Source organism: Nocardia speluncae NBRC 108251 (assembly GCF_001613245.1).
Taxonomy (GTDB): domain Bacteria; phylum Actinomycetota; class Actinomycetes; order Mycobacteriales; family Mycobacteriaceae; genus Nocardia; species Nocardia speluncae.
This window is the reverse complement of the sequence record NZ_BDBZ01000037.1, coordinates 1-19,473: the sequence shown is the minus strand read 5'-3', so window position 1 is coordinate 19,473 and position 19,473 is coordinate 1. Positions and strand designations below refer to the sequence as shown.

Sequence of the window (19,473 nt, the reverse complement as noted above, 5' to 3'; positions counted from 1 at the left end):
TGAATTCAGCGGGCCGGGCGATCCAGCCTGCCGAGGACCTCCACGACGACCGGCGCCGCGAGTTCCACGCCGAGGAGAAGATCGTGGAAGCGGTGTGGCCGCCCCAAGGTGGCTCGGGTGACCAGACGGCTTGCTCCGCCGAGGGCCATCAGGCCGGAAAGCACCCGCATCCGCGGCAAGTTCGGAGTCGGTGAAGCCGCGGCCTCGACCCAGCCCAGGCCGTAACCGATGAAGGCGGAACCCATGAAACGGACGTGGGAATCGACCGTCGCCTCTCCGCTCATCCCAGGTTCCGCACGCGTCCCGCCCAGAAGCTGAACCGCCCCGATCGCGACACACGTCCATCCGGCAACACGTCCCATCACTCCGAGCTTCGACATACCGCCATTCTGGCATCAGGGGCCGGATACGACGCCGATATCTCCGCCGCGACACTCCCCGGCTGCGGGATGGCGCCGGACTGTCGCTACGGAACTCGCGGACGTGACCAGCGGGCATCGGCCGGCCATCGACCTCGACCAGAGGTTTGATGCCGAACTGGATGGGCGATTTCGAAACATCCAGCACAATTCCGTTCGGGCCCGGCTCGCTCGTGACCGCGGCCGGAGTCTCCAGGTAAATGCCGGTGTTCATTGTTCATCGGTCGACCCCCTGTCGGCCTCGGTGCAGTCCGATCCCAGCCGCCGATCGGTGAATCGGAGAGAGCGGCGAGCATCGGTTCCTGCCGGCCCGCACGGATGAAACACCTGACAATGGACAAGTGAGCAAACGAAAACCGATCCGGGGCACGGGGGATCCCGGCACTCTGATCGTGATGTGGTTGGTGTGTCTGCCGCTCGCCTGGTTCTTCGGGCACCTGATCAACGACATACCGGTCCGTAGCGCCGAAGTGGTGATGGCAGGTCTGGATTGGGCCGGCGAGCGGGGGACTGTGACGATCACCCGGTCCGCACAGGTGTATGAAGGGGGCGGCCGGGGCGGCAGTCACTGGACCACCCATTGCTTCGCGGATTTCTCGCCGGCGCACGGGTCCGGCCGGCTCCTGGATATCCGTGTTCACGCGGACGGTGACTGCGATGCGGGGCGTGTGCTCCCGGCGCGGCTGGTACGTGCGGACCCGGCGAACTGGATCGACGGTAACGACGAAGACCATGCCTACGCCGGAGCCGGGTGGGGCTCGGCACTGTTCGTCGGATTGTTCATGGGTGCTTTCCTTCTGCTTGCCGGCGGAATCCCGATCGTCTGCGCGGTCGTGTTTCCGCTGATGCTCGTGCAGCGCCTCTGGACCGGCCGTGGCCGAACCTCCTGACCACGGTTGATTTCACGGCCGCCACACGACCTTCCGTGCTGGGGGCACCGGATGCCGCGTCGTCGATGCTGCGGCCCTACTCGCTGTTGCCGCCGCTCGATACCAGTAGGTACGCCTGAGCCCCTGTCCAGGATCCGAGGGTGCCGGGCACCGTGAACAACGCCGGCTATCTGCCCGGTCGCGGCAGCAGCCCACGGCCGATCACTGATCTGCTCCCACCCGCAACCACGGCCGGAGCAGGTTCTCCTCGGTGGACGGACCCGGTTGCCATTCGGCGATCCACGGGCCGGTGCCTTCGCTCTGATCGAGCACTCCCTCCTCCAGCCACCGGTAGCGGCCGGCGAACACATTGTGCGCCGCGCGCACATCCTCGTCGTCGGTGTTGTCCCAGAGCGAATCGAACAGCTCCCGCACCCGGATTCGCGCCTGCCGGCAGAAGATATCGGCCAGTTCTCCGGCGGCTTCCCGTTGCAGCGTGCCGTCGCCGCGATCACCCTGCGCCCGGACACAGACCGCCGACATCGCGAACAGTTCCGCGCCGATATCCACGAGGCGACCCAGGAACATCTGCCGGTATTCGAGCTTCGCCTGCCAGCGCGCCATGCCGTACACCAGGGCGCGGGCCTGTTTGCGGGCCATGCGCTCGACGAAACGCATATGTTGCGCCAGCGGTCCGAAATCGGTGAACGCGCCCGGCGTCGTGCCGGGGCCGACGGCCAGTTGCGGGAACCATTTGGCGTAGAAACCGCCGGCGCCCACCGCTGCCTTGGCCTTGTCCTTGAATTCCGCATGCCGGTCGACGAGTGCTCCGGCGGCGGCCATATGCGCGTCGGCCATCTCCCGGGCGATGAGCAGCCGCATGATCTCGCTGGACCCTTCGAAGATCCGGTTGATCCGCAGATCGCGTACCAGCTGCTCGGCGCCGACCGCACGTTCTCCTCGCGCTCGCAGCGATTCCGCTGTCTCGTATCCGCGGCCGCCGCGGATCTGCAGGAGTTCGTCGGCTATCCGGCAGCTCATCTCCGAGGACCACAGCTTGGCGAGCGCTGCCTCGATGCGGATATCGTTGCGGTTCTCGTCGCACATGGTGGCCGAGAGGTCGAGCACGGCCTCCAGGGCGTAGGTCGTCGCCGCGATATAGGACACTTTGGCCGCCACCGCGGCGTGCTCGCCGACCGGGCGTCCCCACTGCACTCGAGCGGTACTCCATTCGCGGGCGATCTTCAGTGACCATTTGGCTGCCGCGGTGCACAGTGCCGGAATCGCGAGCCGGCCGGCATTGAGCGTGGTCAGGGCGATTTTCAACCCGTCGCCTTCACGGCCGATCAAGTTCTCGCGGGGAACCCGGACGTTGTGCATGCGGGTGACGCCGTTCTCGAGACCGCGCAGCCCCATGAACGAATTGCGCCGCTCCACTGTGACGCCCGCGCTGCCGGCTTCGACGACGAACGCGGAGATACCGCCGCGGTGTCCGTCGCTCTTCGGTACCCGAGCCATTACCACCAGCAGTTCCGCGACCACGCCGTTGGTGGTCCACAGCTTCACCCCGTTCAGCTCGTAGGCCGCACCGTCGGCCGTGGGGGTCGCGGTGCTCGCCATCCGGGCCGGGTCGGAGCCGACATCGGGTTCGGTGAGCAGGAAAGCGCTTATCGCGCCCTTCGCGCACCTCGGTAGGAAGCGTTGTTTCTGCTCCGGAGTGCCCGCCAACTTCAGTGGCTCGGGGACGCCGATCGACTGGTGTGCGGACAGCAGCGCACCCAGGCTGGGGTGCACCGAACCGGCGAGCATCAGCGCCTTGTTGTAGCCGACCTGGGAAAGCCCCTGTCCACCGTATTCGCGGGGAATCTTCAGGCCGAAGCAGCCGAGCTGGGCGAGGCCCTGTACGTACTGCTCCGGAATGCGGCTCTGCTCCTCGATCACGCTGCCGTCGAGGGTCTCGCAATAGGCCCGGAGCCGGGCCAGATACGCGTTGCTCGTGGCGGTGTCCTCCGCGCTGGGGCGCGGGAACGGGTGGATCAGGTCCACCCGGTAGCGGCCGAGGAACAGCTCCTTGGCAAAGGATGGTTTGGTCCAGCCGGCCTCGCGGGATTCCTCGACCAGCTCTCGGGCCTGTTCCTCGGTGGCGTCGACTTTCGCGGCAGTGCTCATGCTGCCCTCCTCGGAGGTGATGGCGGTCATATCCGAGTGTAAGAGTGTTTGTTACCGGCCGGTAGATCCAGACTCCGCCGAACGCTCAGGATCTGCCGGAGAGCCGGGCGGATTCGAGTCGGCCCAGCCGGTGGTTGTCGGCGTCGCCGGCGACCACGAGCGTGGGAGTGGTCATCTGCGAGAAGTTCTGGCCCGACAGCCACGCCGCGTGGTGGGTTGCAGTACTACGAAGCCGTGGGCGGCCCAATAGTCGGCGAGCGGGCCGTAGCCGTCCAGCGATGAGCTGTAGCCGTGGGAGAGCAGGGTGATCGGCAGGTTTTGCCCCGTCACCGGTGCGGAGACGCGGACGCGCAGGTCCTCGCCGCGGGCCGGTGCGGGCAGCATGATCGGTTTGACCGAGACGACCGGAGTGGGGGCGGGGCCGGAACGCCGGAGTTCGAACTTGTCATGCGGGGCCGATGTCCTCTTGCTTCGACGAAGTCGCCGGAATGCTTCGACGAAGTCGCCGGATGAGCAGGTGGGTTACCGGTTCTCGACCGTCCGGGCGAGGATGCCGAGGGTGGCCCGGAGTCCCGATTCGGGGATTATCGGGAAGATTCCCGCTTCTCGGTAGGGGGGTGCGATTCGACTCCAGTCGTAGTAGGACGTCACCAGGGTGCCGGTGTCGCGGGGTGCGAGACGGTAGCCGTAGAGGTGTTCGATCGGGGGCTGGATCGTGCCGGAGATCGTCCATTCGATCTGTGCGTCCTGCTCGAATGCTGTGATGATCACCGTGACGTCGTATTTGCCCATGGGGAAGTCGTTGAGTGCTTCCCGGTCCATGTGCACCAGGAACTCGTCCCCTACCGCGGTGACGGGCTTACCCTCCGCGGATTGCAGCATGCCCGAGCTGTCGATCGCTACATGCCCGGCGGGTGTGCACAGCAGGGCGAAAATCTCGGCCGGTCCCGCCGCGATCTCGCGTTGGACCTCGAACCGTTCGTCACTCATGGCATCAACAATCGCACAATCATTGCGCGGGGGACGACCGTGCACGAGCCGGAACCGGCGGCGGTGCCGTGGATCGATGACGATCGCCGTCGACACCCGCGCCGACGAACCCGGTGGCGGGGCGGGCCGGGGCGACGGCGATGGGACATCGAGCACTACGGGCCCCGCGGACGGAAGGGGACATCGCAAGTGATGTCCCCTTCGTGTGGTCACACAGGTCTACCGGCGCTCACGGACGTTGCGCGGCGGCGGACCGGCCCGCGATTCGGCCGAGACCGACAGCGGTGAGCAGACCGTTGCCGGAGCAGTAGCCCCGCGCCCCCTGAGCCCCCGAGACCCCGGTCGCGACACCGCCTCCGGCGTACAGGCCGGGCACGGTGCTGCCGTCCGCGCGCAGGACCCGGGCTTCGTCGTCGATGGTGACACCGCCCTGGGTGTGGAACAGCGCCGGAACCGAGCGCACCACACAGTACGGCGCCTCCAGCGGGGCAAGGCCGAAGTCGGTGCGGCCGAACGGATCCGCCTGTTCACCGGCGACGGCTGCCGCGTACCCGGCCAATGCTTCACGCACTGCCTCGGCGTCGCAACCGATCGCCTCGGCGACAGCCTCCGGGGTGGCGGCTTCGGTGACGCCGCCGATATCGGCCAGCTCGGCGAATTCGGGTTCGTTCCCGCGGACGTAATCGCGGATCTTCGCATCGAAGACGACGTAGCTTTCCGGTGCGTGCGCGCTGACCACCGTGGCGAAACCGGAGTAGCCGAGGCTTTCGTCGCCCATCCGGTGGCCTTCGGGGGAGAGCAGGATCCCGCCCTTTTCCACCGTGGTCCAGGAGACGATCGAACCGTGCGGGTAGGCGACGGCGGCGTAGCCCTGGTAGGCGCCCATGTTGCCGGTTCCCGCGCCCAGTTCGAGGGCCCAGGAGAGGGCTTCGCCGGTGGATCCTTCGGCACCGAAATACTGGGCGCCCAGGATTTCCGGTGCCCAGCGTTCCAGCATTTCCCGGCTGTTGCCGAAACCGTTGGCCGCGAGGACCACTGCGTGCGCGCGGATATCGTAGGCACCCGAGCGGGGGCCGTCGACGTGCACACCGGCTACGCGACCGTCTTCGACCAGCAGACGGCCCACGGGATTACCGGTGACGATATCGACGCCGAGTCGTTTCGCTTCCGCGAGCAGATCGCGCATCAGTGACGCCCCGCGCCGGTCCGGCGGTGCGTGCAGGCGCTCGACCGAATGGCCGACATGTTTGTAATCGGTGATCAACCGGAGATCGATATTGTGTTCCTCGACAAGCCATTCCACCAGCGCGGCCGATTCCGCGGCCATCTGGCGGACCAGATCCTCGGCCTGGTGCGGGCCGCTCTGCCGGAGCAGATCCGCGGCCATCCGCTCCGGGCTGTCATCGATACCGGCTTCCCGCTGGTAGCGGGTGCCGGCACCGGGAATCGAACCGGTGCTCACACCGGTATTGCCGATCGGCCGGTCCAGTTTCTCCAGAACGACCACACGGGCGCCCTGCTCGGCAGCGGAGATCGCCGCGGCGAGCCCGCAACCGCCGGCCCCGACGACCACAACATCGACGTCGACCTCGCTCATCGGGACACCGCCTCGGCGCTGCCCAGCGCGCGGAGCCGGTCGACCAGTTCGGGGGTGGTGGTGACGTCGGCGTACTTCTGGGCCATATCGAACAGGTTGACCTCGTGCACCAGTGGGCTGCGATCGTAGACGGCGTCGGCCGGGACGGTCACCTTGAAGTTGTAGGCGAACGCGTCGACAACACTCGACCGCACGCATCCGGAGGTGCTGCACCCGGTGATCACCAGCGAATCGACCGCACGATCGATGAGGTAGCTGGTCAGTGGGGTGCCGAAGAAGGCGCTCGGATGCCGCTTGGGCAGCAGCACATCGCCTTGCGCCGGGGCGATCGGTTCGGCGAAATCGTAGCCGCGGGCGGGGATCGACATGATCGCCGGCACCTTGGCGCCGAGGGTGCCGGTGTCGTAGCTCTGCTTGGGCGCCACATACGGGTAGAGCACCGGCCAGTTGTTGGCCCGGAACACCGCGAGCAGCTCGGCGATCCTGTCCACCGCGTCCCACGCGACCTCACCCACCGCGGTGGGGAACTCCGTCACGGCCTGCTCGAACGGCACGCGTTCGGTGCCGACGGTGCGGTACTGCACGTCGATGATGAGCAGTGCGGGACGTTCGCCGAGGCCGACCGGTTTACCGAAGCCGGCCAGCTCGTAGCGTTTCAGGGTTTCCGCGTCGACGGCGCCGGCGCCGCCCGCGGACCAGGGCTGATCGGTCACAGCCGGTCCTCCTTCTTCGACGGGTTCGAGGTGTCGGCGAGGGCAGCCAGGGCGGCGGCGCCACTCTTCGGCCGGGACAGGTAGCGGCCGGTGGGAGCCTCGGCGAGGACACCGTCGCGTACCGCGAAATGGCCGCCGACGATGGTGTGCCGCACCGAGAGCGGGACCTCGCGACCCTCCCACGGCGTGTATTCGGCGGCCGAGTGCTGGGTGGCCGCGGTGATGGTGGCGGGGGCTCCGGTATCGATGACCACCAGGTCGGCGTCGGAACCGACGGCGATGGTGCCCTTGCGGGGATACATGCCGAACAGCTTCGCCGAGCGGGTGCTGGTGGCATCGACCAGGCGTTCCAGCGCAACGCCGCGGGCCAGACCCTCGGACAGGGTGAGCGGCAGCATCGCGCCGAGACCCGGGAATCCGGCCGACGCCGACCAGATGTCCTTCTCCTTGTTGGTGCGGTGACGCGCATTGTGATCCGAGCCGACGGTATCGACCTCGCCGCTGGCGAGCCCGGCCCACAGGGCCTCGACATCGGTGGGCGGCCGTAGCGGCGGGTTGACCTTGCCGTAGGTTCCGCAGCTCGACTCGGTACTCAATGTCAGGTACTGCGTGCAGGTTTCCACGAACAGGTTCGGGTAACCGGCGCGGTGCATGCGGGTGGCGGCCAGGGCGGCCTCGCTGCTGGTGTGCACGGCATACATCGAGGCGCCGGTGACACTGGCCAGGTACGAAACCCGCTGCTGGGCTTCGGCTTCGACATAGGCAGGGCGCGAATTGTGCCACGCCCACAGGGGGCCCTTGCTCTCGTCGCGTGGCTGTTCGCGCAACCGCCACACCAGTTCGACGTTCTCGGGGTGCGGGTTCACCATCGCGCCGTGATCCGCGGTGAGACCGAGGATGTCGTACATGAACGCGTCGTCGTTGCCCGGCATGCCGAGGTATTTGCCCTCGTCGCCGCGGAAGTTCATGAAGAACTTGAAACTGGAGACGCCCAGCTCCGTGACATAGCTCGGCAGCGCCTTCAGGTGTTCGGGAGTGCCGAGCACGAAATGGAATCCGAAATCGGTGCGCGCGTGGGCCGCCATCACGTCGCGGGCAGCGGTGAACACGTCCTCGTACGGTTGCGAGCTCATCAGATAGGCAAGCATCGTGGTGACACCGCCGGCGACGGCCGAGGCCGTTTCGAGGTCGGCGTCGTCGGGGTCGCGGGGGACGCGGATATCCTTGCCCAGGTGCACATGCGGGTCGATCGCGCCGGGCAGCACCATCGCGCCGCGCAGCTCGATCACCTCGCGAGCCTGCTCCGGGGCGTCCGGGGCGACGATCCCGGCGACCCGTCCGTCACGGACCAGGACATCGACATCGCTGAGACCTTCACCGTGCAGGTAGACCCGGCCACCGTGCAGTCGCAGATCGTATTCGCCGGTCATCGCTTCTCCTCCTCGGGTACGGCGTAGCGAGCGTCGAGCTCGTCGAACAGCGGTTTGGAAACCAGGTTCTGGCGGTCCTGCCAGCTGATCATCTTGTCGGCGGCGTCGATGGTGTCGCCGTGTTCGCGCAGATGCTCCAGCACCGCGCGCATCCCCAGGACGGCGCCGCGCATGGCGGCATTGGCGTAGAGGGCCACGGAGAAGCCCAGCTCACCGAGTTCGGCGCGGCTGAGAATCGGGGTCAGGCCGCCTTCGACCATATTGGCCACGTGGATCGCGGGGACGTTCGCGGTGATCTTGCGCATCTCCTCGGCACTGCGCGGGGCCTCGACGAACAAGACATCGGCACCGGCCTCGAGGTATCGGCCGGCCCGGTCGCACGCCTCGTCCAGGCCGGCGGTCGCCCGCGCATCGGTCCGGGCGATGATCACCGTGTCGTCGTCGGCACGGGCATCGACCGCGGCATGGATCTTGCCGACCATCTCCGTGGCCGAGATGACGTCCTTACCCGCGAAGTGGCCGCACTTCTTGGGCGCGACCTGGTCTTCCAGCTGAATCGCCGCCGCGCCCGCCCGCTCCAGCCGGCGGACGGTGCGCTGCACGTTGAGCGCGTTTCCGAAACCGGTATCGGCATCCACCACCAGGGGCAGCGATACCGCGTCGGCCATCGCGGCCACATGGTCGGCCACTTCGGTCATGGTGAGTAATCCCAGGTCAGGCATCCCGAGGTAGGAGTTGGTCACGCCGGCTCCGGAGACGTATACCGCGCCGAAGCCGGTCTCCTCGACCACCCGGGCCGCGAGCGCGTTCGGCGCTCCGGCCAATAGCAGGGGGCCGTCGGCCTGATCGGCCAGGCGTTCCCTCAGGATTTTTGCCGGGGTCATTCGTCGTTGTCCCTTTCATCGTCGGGCAGCCCCAGGGCCGCGAGTGCGCTCTCCATCGAATGGCGCAGGTGGTCCTCCATGCACCGGACCGCACGTTCTGGGTCGCGCTTTTTGAGCGCCGTGACCAGGTCTTCGTGTTCTGCAACGGCTTCGCGGGCCCGCGTCGGCCGGTTCGCCGACATGGTGCGGGCCAGCGAGACCAGCCGTTGCGTTTCCAGCGCCGCCGAGAGCAGCGCCTGGTTGTTCGTGAGCACCACGATCTGCAGGTGGAAGTCGAGTTCGGCCGGGTAGGCGGTATCGGCCGTTGTGGCGACATGCTCCTGCGCGGCCTTCAGCAGCGCTTCGAGATCTGCCAGATCGTCGTCGCCGGCGGTACGGCACAGCAGCCGCACCGCGTGCAGTTCCAGAGCGGCGCGCAGTTCGTAGAGGTCGACGACTTCCTGCCGGGTGAAGGTGCGGACGAACGCGCCACGGTGGCTGATCACCGTCAGCAAACCCTCGCTGACCAACCGCTGGATGGCCTCACGCAGTGGCCCGCGGCTGATCCCGAGCTCCGCGGCGAGCGCCACCTCGTTGAGCCGTTCGCCCGGTTTCAAGGTGCCGTCGAGCACCATATCGCGCAGTACGGATTCGGTGCGGTGCGCGAAAGTGGCGGTGCGGTCGAGGCGGCGATCGGCGGTAGGTCGTGACATCGTCATGGCTCAAGCATCCTTCAGCGTGCTGCCGACCGTTTCCCGCATCGGTACAGCCGCCGCCAAGGTGATCAGTGCGGTGGCCATGAGGAAGTACGCCGGTGTCAGCGAATTGTCGGTCTGCTGCACCAGCCAGGTGCAGATCAGCGGCGAGAAACCACCGGCCAGCGCGGCGCCGAGATTGAATCCCAGCGCGATACCGCTGTAACGCACTCGGGTCGGGAACATTTCGGTGAATGCCGAGAAGGCGACACCCATCAGCGCGGAATCGATGAGCCCGAGTACGACCATCGACACCAGCGTGATCACGCCGCCCTGCTCGAACAGGACGAAGGCGGGGATCGGAAGGACGAGCGCGGCGACGGTGGCGCCGAGGAAAACCGGTTTGCGGCCGATGCGGTCCGAGAGCATGCCGAAGAAAGGCATACATACCGTGGCCACCGCCAGGGTGATCGAGTTGAACCAGAACGTGGTGGTCGACGACATACCCACCACCGTCTGCAAATGCAGCGGCACGTAGACGTAGGCGACGTAGTAGGCCGAGAACAGCAGGATCGACAAGCCGAGGCAGATCGCAAGTGCGTGGCGGTGGCTGCGGAACAGCTCCTTCATCGGGTTGGCGACGGTCTCTTCCTCCGGCGCCACGAACCGCGGGGTTTCCTGCAGCTGGGAACGTATCCAGAGTCCGAACAGGCCCAGCGGGATGGCGGCCAGGAACGGGATACGCCAGCCCCAGTCCTGCATGGCCTGCTCGCCGAGGACGGTGTTGAGGAAGGTGATGAAAAGCGACGCCATCAGCGCGCCACCGAGGGCGCCGGTCTGGACCGTCGAGCACATGAAGCCACGACGGTTGTCCGGCGAGAACTCCGCGACGAAGGCCGCGGCCCCGCTCACCTCGCCACTGGCCGCCAGGCCCTGCGCGCAGCGGGCCAGGACGAGTAGCGCCGTGGCGCCGACACCGATCGCGGCATAGGTGGGCAGTACGCCGATCATGCCGCTGGCGATCGCCATCAGGAAGATGGTGAACGCCAGGACCTTCTTTCGGCCGTACTTGTCGCCGAAATGACCGAATATCACGCCGCCGATCGGGCGCAGCAGGAACGCCGCGGCGAAGGTGAGCAGTGTGGCGAGCAGGGCCGAGGTGGGGTCCTCGGAGACGAAGAAGTGGCCGGCGATGATAACCGCCAGGTAGCCGTACGCACCGAAATCGAAGTACTCGAGTAGCGAACCGATGAAACCGGCGGCAACGATCCGCGGCTTGATCTCGGTGTGCTGTTCCGGGGGAGCGGTATCGGCGGAAGGCGCCGAAGCAGCGAACTCGGTCATGGGTTCCTCAGTGTCTTGCGCCGGGGCGCTGAGACGTACGTCTCGCGAGTGGACTCGACGTGAACCATGCACCGTCAATCAGTCAACTGTCAACAGTTTGCAATGTTAAAGCTACGTGTCGGCAACCCGGCAGGCGGGGGGGCAACCACCCCGAGGCGCCCCGCCCGGTGCCCTTCGATGGCTGCGTCGAACAGGACACGCGGACGGGAGATCACCTCATCGTTCGCTCAATTTCCGGAATCCGCACCGAGACGCGGTGGTGTGGTGCGGTAGGCCGCCGGTGTAGCACTGAGCCGGATCGGGTTCGCGATCTGCGCAACCGTGCCGGAATCAGGATCGTCGATACCGACCACCGGGGACAGGCCGAGATTCTGCGCGTAGGCGATCGCGCCGGCGATATCGTTGAGTGGTCCGCACGGCACCCGCGCCGCGGTGAGCGCCGTATACCAGGCGTCGGCCCCATCCGCGGCCAGCAGGTCTTCGAGCATGGCGCAGAGTTCGTCGCGGTGGGCGACCCGGGCGGTGTTGCCGGCGAAACGTTCATCGGCCGCCATTTCGGCGGCCCCGAGAACCTTTACCAGCGCGGCGAACTGGCGGTCGTTGCCGACCGCCAGCACCAATGGCTTGTCCGCCGTGGCGAACACCTCGTACGGGGCGATGCTGGGATGCCGGTTGCCCATCGCCTGCGGGACCACCCCTGCTCCGATATAGCCGGAGGTCTGGTTGGTCAGGGCGGAGAGCAGCGACGACAGCAGGTTGACCTCCACTCGCTGGCCTTCGCCCGTCCGGTCCCGGTGCCGGAGCGCGGTCAGGATGCCGAGGGCCGCGTGCAGACCCGTGATCACATCGACCACGGCGACACCGACTTTGGTGGGAGTGGCGGGGTCGGGGCCGGTGATGCTCATCAAACCGCCGACCGCCTGGATCAGCAGGTCGTACCCCGGCATCGTGTTGTCGCGGCCGAAACCGGTCACCGAGCAGTAGACGATATCGGGATTGATGGCGGTGACCTGATCGTATCCGAGGCCCAGCCGTTCCATTGTGCCGGGCAGGAAATTCTCGACGACGACATCGGCGCGAGCCACCAGCTCCCGCGCCGCGGCGAGATCTGCGGGATCCGCCAGGTCGAGCGCGACCGATTTCTTGTTGCGGTTCACGCTCAGGAAATAGGTGGATTCCGTGCCCGCCCAGGGCGGGCCCCAGCGGCGCGTATCGTCGCCGGTTTCCGGCCGTTCGACCTTGATCACTTCCGCACCGAAATCCGCAAGCAGCATCGTTGCGTACGGGCCGGCCAGGACGCGACCGAAATCGGCGATGACCAGGCCGTCGAGTGCGCCCGTCACCGGAAGGCTGCCGAACCGGTGAGCGCCTTGCCGATGGTGAGCTGGTGGACCTCGGAGGTGCCTTCGTAGGTGAGTACGGATTCGAGGTTGTTCGCGTGCCGGATCACCGGGTATTCGAGGGTGATCCCGTTGGCGGCGAGGATGGTCCGGCATTCGCGGGCGATGGCGATGGCCTCGCGCACATTGTTGAGCTTGCCCGTGCTCACCTGTTCGGGCGTGATATCGCCGCGGTCCTTGATCCGGCCCAGGTGGTAGGCGAGCAGATGCCCCTTTCCCACTTCCAGTGCCATATCCGCGATCTTGGCCTGGGTCAGCTGATAACCGGCCAGTGGTTTGCCGAAGACCTCGCGGGTCTGCGCGTAGTCGATCGCGGTTTCCAGGCAGTCGCGGGCGGCGCCGATCGCGCCGAAGACGATGCCGAACCGGGCCTCGCCGAGGCTGGTGAGGGGGCCGCGCAGACCCTGGGCGTGCGGCAGTATCGCCGCGGCGGGCAGCCGGACATCTTCCAGGACGAGTTCGGAGGTCACCGAGGCGCGCAGCGACATCTTCGCCCCGATCTCGGGAGCGGAGAAACCGGGGGTATCGGTGGGGATCACGAAACCGCGGATGCCTTCCTCGGTCTGGGCCCAGACCACCGCGACATCGGCGATCGAGCCGTTGGTGATCCACATTTTCGTCCCGTTGAGCAGCCAATCGTCGCCCTCGCGCACGGCTCGGGTGCGCATCCCGGCCGGGTCGGAGCCGTGATCGGGTTCGGTGAGGCCGAAGCAGCCGATGGCCCGGCCGGCGGCCATCGACGGCAGCCACTGCTGTTTCTGTTCCTCGCTGCCCCAATGGTGGATCGAGAACATCGCCAGCGAACCCTGCACCGACACCAGGCTGCGGATACCGGAGTCGACGGCCTCGAGCTCGAGGCAGGCCAGGCCGTAGGCGGTGGCGCTCGTCCCGGCGCAGTCGTATCCGTCCAGATGCATGCCGAGCACACCCAGTGAGCCGAGTTCGACGGCCAGTTCACGTGCCGGGATCCGGCCTTCCTCGAACCATTCGGCGATATGCGGACGGATCCGTTCGGCGGCGAACTTACGCACAGTAGAACGGATTTCGATTTCCTCCGGCGTGAGGAGCGAATCGAGATCGAACAGCTGGGTCAGCGACTGGGACATGCGGCCTCCGGCAGGGTGTGCGCTCCGGACAAACGCTGGGAAACGTTTGCAGGAACGATTGCGAGAACGTTTGCATGCCTACGCTAGACTTGCCTCGCAAGACAGTCAAACCTGGAAGGACCCCACGCCGCGATGCATCGACCGACCCGCGCTCCGACGCTGAAGGAGATCGCCGAGCGCACCGGGGTGCATATCTCCACGGTCTCCCGAGTACTGCGGCAGGAAGAACCAGCGGACGGCTGGACGCCCTCGGCCCGCCGCGTCCGCGAAGTAGCCGCCGAAATCGGTTACCAACCCAACCTGTGGGCGGCCAGCCTGCGGACGCGCAAAACCACCACCCTCGGCGTCGTGATGCCGCGATTGACCGACGGCGTGGTCGCCACGACCTACCAGGGCATCGAGGAAGCCGCCACCCACGCGGGTTACTCGGTGCTGCTGTCGAGCCCACCCGACGACCTCGACGCGCAACGGCGCGCGGTGGAACTACTGCTCGGCCGGCAGGTCGACGGGCTGCTGCTCAGCAGCCTCCACATCCCCGGCGGCCCCTTCCTGGATTCGCTGCCGATCGGACCGCTCCCGATCCTCACCCTCACCCGGCACGCCGACGCCGGGCTTCCTTTCGTCGTCGGCGACGACCGCCTCGGCGGTTACCTCGCCGGGCGGCACCTCCTCGACCGCGGATACTCCGACCTCGCCGTCATCAACGGACCCGAACACGCGACCACCGCGCGTGACCGGATGCTCGGATTCTTCGACGCCCTGACGGAAGCCGGGATCACGCTGCCGCCGCATCGGATCGCCGGATCGACCTTCGAAGTCGCCGGAGGTGTCGCCGCGGGCCGGGAACTGCTCGACCGCCCCGACCGCCCACGGGCCGTCTTCGCTGTCACCGACACCATCGCCATCGGCGTTCTCGGAGTGGCCCGGGACCTCGGGCTGACGGTTCCGGACGATCTCGCGCTGGTCGGCTACAACGATATCCCGGTGGCCGCCCAACTGCCCGTCCCGCTGACCACGGTCCGCTCACCAGCGCAGCGGATCGGCGCCACCGCGGTCGGCAAACTACTCGAAATCATCGGCGGGCAGGACGTCGAATCGGCGCGATTGCCCGTGGAGCTCGTGGCGCGCAAGACCAGCTGAACCCGAGGAATTCGCCGGCTCGGACAGCGATTTACGCTGCGAAGGGCTCTACTTTGTTGTCCACAGCGGGTGTCGTCGTTACCGCCGCCTGTTCACCGGTGGCGGTAGCGGCGCATCCACTTGGTGACAATCCACTTTTCGCCGGCTGTCACCGGTAGTCCGGCATGACGGGTCATCGGATCGAGTTGGCCGATGTTGTTGAAATATCGGAAGTACAGTGCCTGACCCTTGCGCGGGGTGAACGATAGCCCTGCCTCGGTGAATGCGGTTTCCCCACCTGCCTCGACATCGTTCAGATAGACGATGAGGGTCGCTGTTCGCTGGCCTCCGGATATGAAATGAGCTGCGCTACCAGGGTCCTGTGGGGGGTAGAAATCGAAATGTGGCAGAAATTCTCCGCCGGGACCGTAATGCACGACTTGGAGACCTTCGCCGCATTCCAGTGGCCAGTTCATGAGCGCCGAGATCCGCCGGTCTATACGGTCGATGAACGGATCCTCCGACACCTCGAAGTCCCAACTCTCACTTGCACGACTATCGGCGGGTACCAAATGTCCGGTAGCGGCATCAATGATCCTGGAGGGCTGCATTCTGGGCCGCGACAGTTCGATCAGCTGATCGCATTCATCGGGCGAGAGTACATCGTCGAACAGAATCGTTTGTGGATTGTTCGTCCGAAGTAGTGTGTGGACCATGCGGTCGTGGGCGTAAAAGGATCGGTCGGCCGGTACGGGCCCGGAATCGTATTCGTAGAATGATTCCTCGGGAATCTCGCCTGCGAGTAATCTGTGGACGGCCGCTGTGGCAGTTTCTTTGTCGAAACCGTCGCTGGTCATGGATTGCGCAATCGATTCGGCATCATGGCCCTGTTCGAGATTTTCGCTGATCCAACTATTGATACAGCGTTGCCACGAAATATCAAGCGCTCCGGTCATTCTCGGAGAGTATCACCGGATTCTGGGCACACCACCAGTGGCAAATTGTTGCAAATCGGGCAGCTATCGCACCTCGGGCGTGTCGGAAGGTCGATGCCATCTGCCCGGTGAACCGGATCGATCTGCGGCTGGTGATCACTGGCTCTACTGCTGTCCGGATCGGCTGGGGCGGTGTTCCGATGGGGCCCGTGGGACCGAATTGTTCCCAGTTTTGGTGATATCTGGCCGCCCTGAGGTGTGCCGCACCTTGCTGCCGTGGTGACTGTCGAAGCCCGGCCGCGGTCGATGCTGTTCGGGCCCGCGGCCGGGGCCGGTAGCTCGGGAACGTGCCACGTAGGCAGGCGCAACGATCCGCGCGCTGCCGGGAACACGCATCCTGAACTGGTCATTGCTGCCAGTGTGGGACAGGCTCGGTTGTGAGTCGCACAGAAGGTCTGCGAGCTGTGGTGGAAGGCCCTTCTTGGTGTCTCCGGTTGCATGGTCACGGTGGGGCGAGGTTGACTCTTGGGACTGTGTGAGCGACCCGGTCGGAAATCTGCATTGGGTAGTCTGTTCGGGCGCCGAAGCTTCCAGCGTCGGTGCGCCGGGGGAGGTCGAACGCTGAACGAGATGAGGTGTGGGAAGACGAATGTTGCCGCAACTTCACCTGCATCTCGGGCCGCGCCGAGTCTCGGGTCCCCCATGTTCCCGTCCCGCTGATACCGGTGGCAGGTATAACGCCTTGCGCGACCGGGGTTCGGTCCGGCTCGGCCCGATACACCTCGTGGTCCGGCTGCCCGGATTCTCCGGCTCGACCCGCGCAGTGAGAAGGGGCGAGATTTGAGTATCCACATACCCAGCGAAATCGTGCTGTTTCTCAACGTCGCGGGCATTCCATATCCCGATGTCGATGTGGATCAGGTCCGGGCCCTGAGTCGGGACGTACATGATTTCGCTACAGATATCCGTGAATCCTTCGATGCGGCGACCAACACGCTCGGAGATATGGGATCGGCAATGTCCGGGAACTCATACCAGGCGATTTTGGTGGTGTGGTCCCACCGCGGGGAAATGATGGCGGAACTGGATTCCGCACTCGAATTCACGGCCACGGCACTCGATATTGCGGCCGACGTCATCGAAGCGATACAGATCGCCGTGCTCATCGAACTGGCCGCGCTCGCCGCAAGTTTCGTGGCAGGCATGTTCACACCTGCGGGCCCGGCAACCGGTCCGATGATCGCAGCCGCGGCACGGTGGCTACTCAAGAAGACGGCGGAGACCATCATGTGGTACGTCGTGAACGAGGTGACAGCGAAGGCGCTCGAACCACTGCTGGACAAGTTGGACCAGCTTATCCGCGATATCCTGCTGCCGCCCGATTTCACGTTGCCGTCGTCGCCCGGCGTCGATACAAAATACTATCTCGATCCCGACGCGGCCATGCGCTACGTTAAAGACCTTGAAGACCATGCCGACAAAATGGCCTCACACGGCGAAAAGTTCAACGAGAAGCTGGACCACTTCGACTTCACAACTCCCGGATTAGAAGTTCCCGCTGCCGACTGGCCCTACCCCGGCGCCGATGAGCCGCTGATCCTTCCACCTCAGCCCGGCACATTGCCGAGCACGTTGCCCAATTGGGTGCCGGAAATGATGCGGAATCTTCCCGACTGGTTGCCGGACATGCAGCAGCCCGGCCTGGAAACACCTGCTGGGAAAGGTGCGGACGCCAACTCTTCCCTCTCCGGGGGCCAGAATTCCGATAGCGCCACCGATCCAACTGTCGCACCCCAGCCCGGCGCCGAATCTCAGCTCGCGGCGACCACTGCCCCCGGGCCATCCGCCGATGCTTCCCTGCCCGGCGCATCAGTCGCCGCACCGAGCTCGATGGGCGATCCCTCCTCGGCGGGAACCGACTCCTCCGGACAAGCTCGGATCTCGCCGGACGAGGGCTCGACCGGGGACGGGCATGACATCGGTCAGAGCTCGGATCGAACGGAGGCCGGGTCGGCGCAGCGCGAGGGCGGTGCTGTGGGAGGCGTGGCGCCGTCGGGAGCCGCGCAATCGGCTGGCGCATCGACACCCGGGCAGTCCCAGACAGCACCCACCCAGAACAACAGTCAACGTCCTGGCGATAGTGCAGCGAACAAGACCCAGAGCGCCGCAAGCCGCGGGCCGGTCGGACCGAGTGCGTCGCAGTCGTCCAGCGGCCCACCCCGGGCGACGCCCTGGTCGCGAGGTGGAAAGAAAGCGGCGCGTGTCGAGTTGGCCACCGAGCGCGACAAGGTAACAGCGGCATCGCCGGGCGACGCCGGGGACCGAGGTGGAGCGGTCGAAACGACGCGACCGGATGCCGATGGAGCTCAGGTGTTTGCGCCCGATACCGCGATCCCCCCCGCCGGGCCGCAGCGAGACGAGGAAACCACCAGCGGGGAGAAACGAGACGTATCGGCCGAATTTGTCCCGACGCCGACCGAACCCGCAGGGAGCGGCGGTCGGCCATCGGCGCCGGGGTGATTATGGGCCGGGAACATAATGAGACCGAGCGTGCCGAGATACCGGTCGGTCCAGATGCGTGGGCGGCCTCAATGGTTCGGTGACGGTGGGGTCGGTATCCACACTCGACCTCTGCGATATCTGTATCCAGCCAGGTTGCGTTCCCGGCCCTGGGGATACCTGAAAATTGGTGCGATGTGATGGATAGTTACTCGGGCATGGTCCGGATACGGAATTACGAGACAGCGTTCGGGGTGATTGTGTGGCAGGGCTTTCCGAAGTCGGGAGTCGACGAGGGTCCATACCGTTGGTGTCGAACCTGAGGTCAGTGAGATCGCTTCCTGCTCACCAGGTGGCATAAGCACGTTTCGGATCGTGGCAAACGGAGACTAGTGGAAGCCCCATCCAGGGCTGGAGGATGCAGTGGCGCGGTTTCTGCCGTTCAGAGACTTTTTGTGGCGGCTCCGGTTCCGCCTCGCAGGTTGGCCGCGAGTCGTCGACGGGCAGCGTGACAGCAGTTCCAGGCCGGCCGGAGAATCCGTTAACGACGGAGTCAATAATGACGGCCAGGCGGCGGGTGGGTTCAATGATTGGGACACCCCTGGTTCAGGCGCGCCGGGTGAGCAGCGGCCGGGAGGGCAGCCGCCGGGTGGTGGCGCCAGCAACCCTATGAGCCGCGAACAGCGTGAAAAACTTTGGAAGAGGCTCGATAACTTCCGAGCAATGCGCGATAGGGATCGTGATTCGCCCGAAGGCCAGATGGCGGATCGTTTTATGCAGAACGCGGAGCGGGACCATCCAGGCGAATTCGCGGCGTGGAAGAACAACGGCCCGGAATACTCCCAGTGGAAGGCACAGGAAGAGGCAGACGACCGGGCAGCCAGGGGTCAGTACATGGATGAAAACCCCTGGGATAATGACTCCAACACGCCTGGTGGTACGCCCGGCAGTGCGCCTGGTGGCACGCCTAGTGGTACGCCCGGCAGTACGCCCGGTGGCACGCCCGGTGGTGCGCCTGGTGGTACGCCCGGTGGCACGCCTAGTGGTACGCCCGGTGGTACGCCCGGTGGTGCGCCCGGCAGTACGCCCGGCAGTACGCCCGGTGGCACGCCTGGTGGTGCGCCTGGTGGTGCGCCCGGCAGTACGCCTAGTGGTGCGCCTGGTGGTGCGCTCGGCAGTACGCCCGGCAGTACGCCCGGTGGCACGCCCGGCAGTACGCCTGGTGGCACGCCCGGTAGTGCGCCTGGTGGTACGCCCGGCAGTACGCTCGGCAGTACGCCTGGTGGTGCGCCCGGCAGTACGCCTGGTGGTACGCCTGGTGGCAC

General features: G+C 66.0%; 17 protein-coding genes. 4 read left to right on the top strand and 13 right to left on the bottom strand.

Annotated elements, in window-relative coordinates; translation table 11 throughout:
* Positions 1 to 5: 5 nt before the first annotated feature.
* Complete coding sequence (locus NS6_RS27780; RefSeq protein ID WP_068048193.1) at positions 6 to 362, bottom strand: DUF4345 domain-containing protein; 357 nt, start codon at positions 360 to 362, stop codon at positions 6 to 8.
* Positions 363 to 760: 398 nt separating this feature from the next.
* Between NS6_RS27780 and NS6_RS27775 the strand changes: the two genes are divergently transcribed.
* On the top strand, positions 761 to 1,309 hold the full coding sequence (locus tag NS6_RS27775; RefSeq protein ID WP_068047852.1) for a hypothetical protein: 549 nt from the start codon (positions 761 to 763) through the stop codon (positions 1,307 to 1,309).
* Positions 1,310 to 1,510: 201 nt separating this feature from the next.
* Here NS6_RS27775 and NS6_RS27770 read toward each other — a convergent pair whose 3' ends face one another.
* The 11 genes from NS6_RS27770 to NS6_RS27720 all read right to left on the bottom strand — a co-directional run bounded on the left by NS6_RS27770 (position 1,511) and on the right by NS6_RS27720 (position 13,595).
* Positions 1,511 to 3,487, bottom strand: coding sequence for an acyl-CoA dehydrogenase family protein (locus NS6_RS27770; RefSeq protein ID WP_245669531.1), 1,977 nt, complete (start codon positions 3,485 to 3,487; stop codon positions 1,511 to 1,513).
* A gap of 141 nt (positions 3,488 to 3,628) precedes the next feature.
* Positions 3,629 to 3,841, bottom strand: a complete 213-nt coding sequence (locus NS6_RS27765; RefSeq protein WP_068047849.1) for a hypothetical protein — start codon at positions 3,839 to 3,841, stop codon at positions 3,629 to 3,631.
* A gap of 138 nt (positions 3,842 to 3,979) precedes the next feature.
* The gene (locus tag NS6_RS27760; RefSeq protein ID WP_068048187.1) at positions 3,980 to 4,447 is read right to left on the bottom strand and encodes an SRPBCC family protein; all 468 of its coding nucleotides are present in this window, start codon (positions 4,445 to 4,447) and stop codon (positions 3,980 to 3,982) included.
* A gap of 229 nt (positions 4,448 to 4,676) precedes the next feature.
* Positions 4,677 to 6,044, bottom strand: coding sequence for an FAD-dependent oxidoreductase (locus NS6_RS27755; protein WP_068047846.1), 1,368 nt, complete (start codon positions 6,042 to 6,044; stop codon positions 4,677 to 4,679).
* Positions 6,041 to 6,757: an isochorismatase family protein gene (locus NS6_RS27750; protein ID WP_068047843.1), complete on the bottom strand. Its 717-nt coding sequence runs from the start codon at positions 6,755 to 6,757 to the stop codon at positions 6,041 to 6,043. The genes NS6_RS27755 and NS6_RS27750 overlap by 4 nt, the downstream gene beginning before the upstream one ends.
* On the bottom strand, positions 6,754 to 8,187 hold the full coding sequence (locus NS6_RS27745) for a dihydroorotase (RefSeq protein WP_068047840.1): 1,434 nt from the start codon (positions 8,185 to 8,187) through the stop codon (positions 6,754 to 6,756). The genes NS6_RS27750 and NS6_RS27745 overlap by 4 nt, the downstream gene beginning before the upstream one ends.
* Positions 8,184 to 9,071 carry an isocitrate lyase/PEP mutase family protein gene (locus NS6_RS27740; RefSeq protein WP_068047837.1) on the bottom strand — a complete coding sequence of 296 codons (888 nt, stop codon included), beginning with the start codon at positions 9,069 to 9,071 and terminating at the stop codon, positions 8,184 to 8,186. Before NS6_RS27740 ends, NS6_RS27745 begins: the two co-directional genes overlap by 4 nt.
* Positions 9,068 to 9,769 carry a GntR family transcriptional regulator gene (locus NS6_RS27735; RefSeq protein ID WP_068047834.1) on the bottom strand — a complete coding sequence of 234 codons (702 nt, stop codon included), beginning with the start codon at positions 9,767 to 9,769 and terminating at the stop codon, positions 9,068 to 9,070. The genes NS6_RS27740 and NS6_RS27735 overlap by 4 nt, the downstream gene beginning before the upstream one ends.
* A gap of 3 nt (positions 9,770 to 9,772) precedes the next feature.
* Positions 9,773 to 11,089 (bottom strand): MFS transporter, encoded by a 1,317-nt coding sequence (locus NS6_RS27730; protein ID WP_068047831.1) that lies wholly within the window; start codon positions 11,087 to 11,089, stop codon positions 9,773 to 9,775.
* Between the two features lie 227 nt (positions 11,090 to 11,316).
* Positions 11,317 to 12,432: a CaiB/BaiF CoA transferase family protein gene (locus tag NS6_RS27725; RefSeq protein ID WP_068047828.1), complete on the bottom strand. Its 1,116-nt coding sequence runs from the start codon at positions 12,430 to 12,432 to the stop codon at positions 11,317 to 11,319.
* On the bottom strand, positions 12,429 to 13,595 hold the full coding sequence (locus NS6_RS27720; protein ID WP_068047824.1) for an acyl-CoA dehydrogenase family protein: 1,167 nt from the start codon (positions 13,593 to 13,595) through the stop codon (positions 12,429 to 12,431). Before NS6_RS27720 ends, NS6_RS27725 begins: the two co-directional genes overlap by 4 nt.
* Before the next feature lie 132 nt (positions 13,596 to 13,727).
* Here NS6_RS27720 and NS6_RS27715 point away from each other — a divergent pair, with 132 nt between their 5' ends.
* A complete protein-coding gene (locus NS6_RS27715; RefSeq protein WP_068047821.1) occupies positions 13,728 to 14,735 on the top strand; it encodes a LacI family DNA-binding transcriptional regulator in 1,008 nt (335 codons plus the stop codon).
* A 92-nt stretch (positions 14,736 to 14,827) separates the two neighbouring features.
* On the opposite strand, the gene NS6_RS27710 is transcribed toward NS6_RS27715, so the two are convergent.
* Entirely contained in the window at positions 14,828 to 15,670 is an 843-nt protein-coding gene (locus tag NS6_RS27710; RefSeq protein WP_068047818.1) for a 2OG-Fe(II) oxygenase, read from the bottom strand.
* A gap of 819 nt (positions 15,671 to 16,489) precedes the next feature.
* Between NS6_RS27710 and NS6_RS27705 the strand changes: the two genes are divergently transcribed.
* Positions 16,490 to 18,169, top strand: a complete 1,680-nt coding sequence (locus NS6_RS27705; protein WP_068047815.1) for a WXG100-like domain-containing protein — start codon at positions 16,490 to 16,492, stop codon at positions 18,167 to 18,169.
* A gap of 895 nt (positions 18,170 to 19,064) precedes the next feature.
* The coding region (locus tag NS6_RS34965) for a hypothetical protein (RefSeq protein WP_157112984.1) at positions 19,065 to 19,473 on the top strand (409 nt) is incomplete at its 3' end.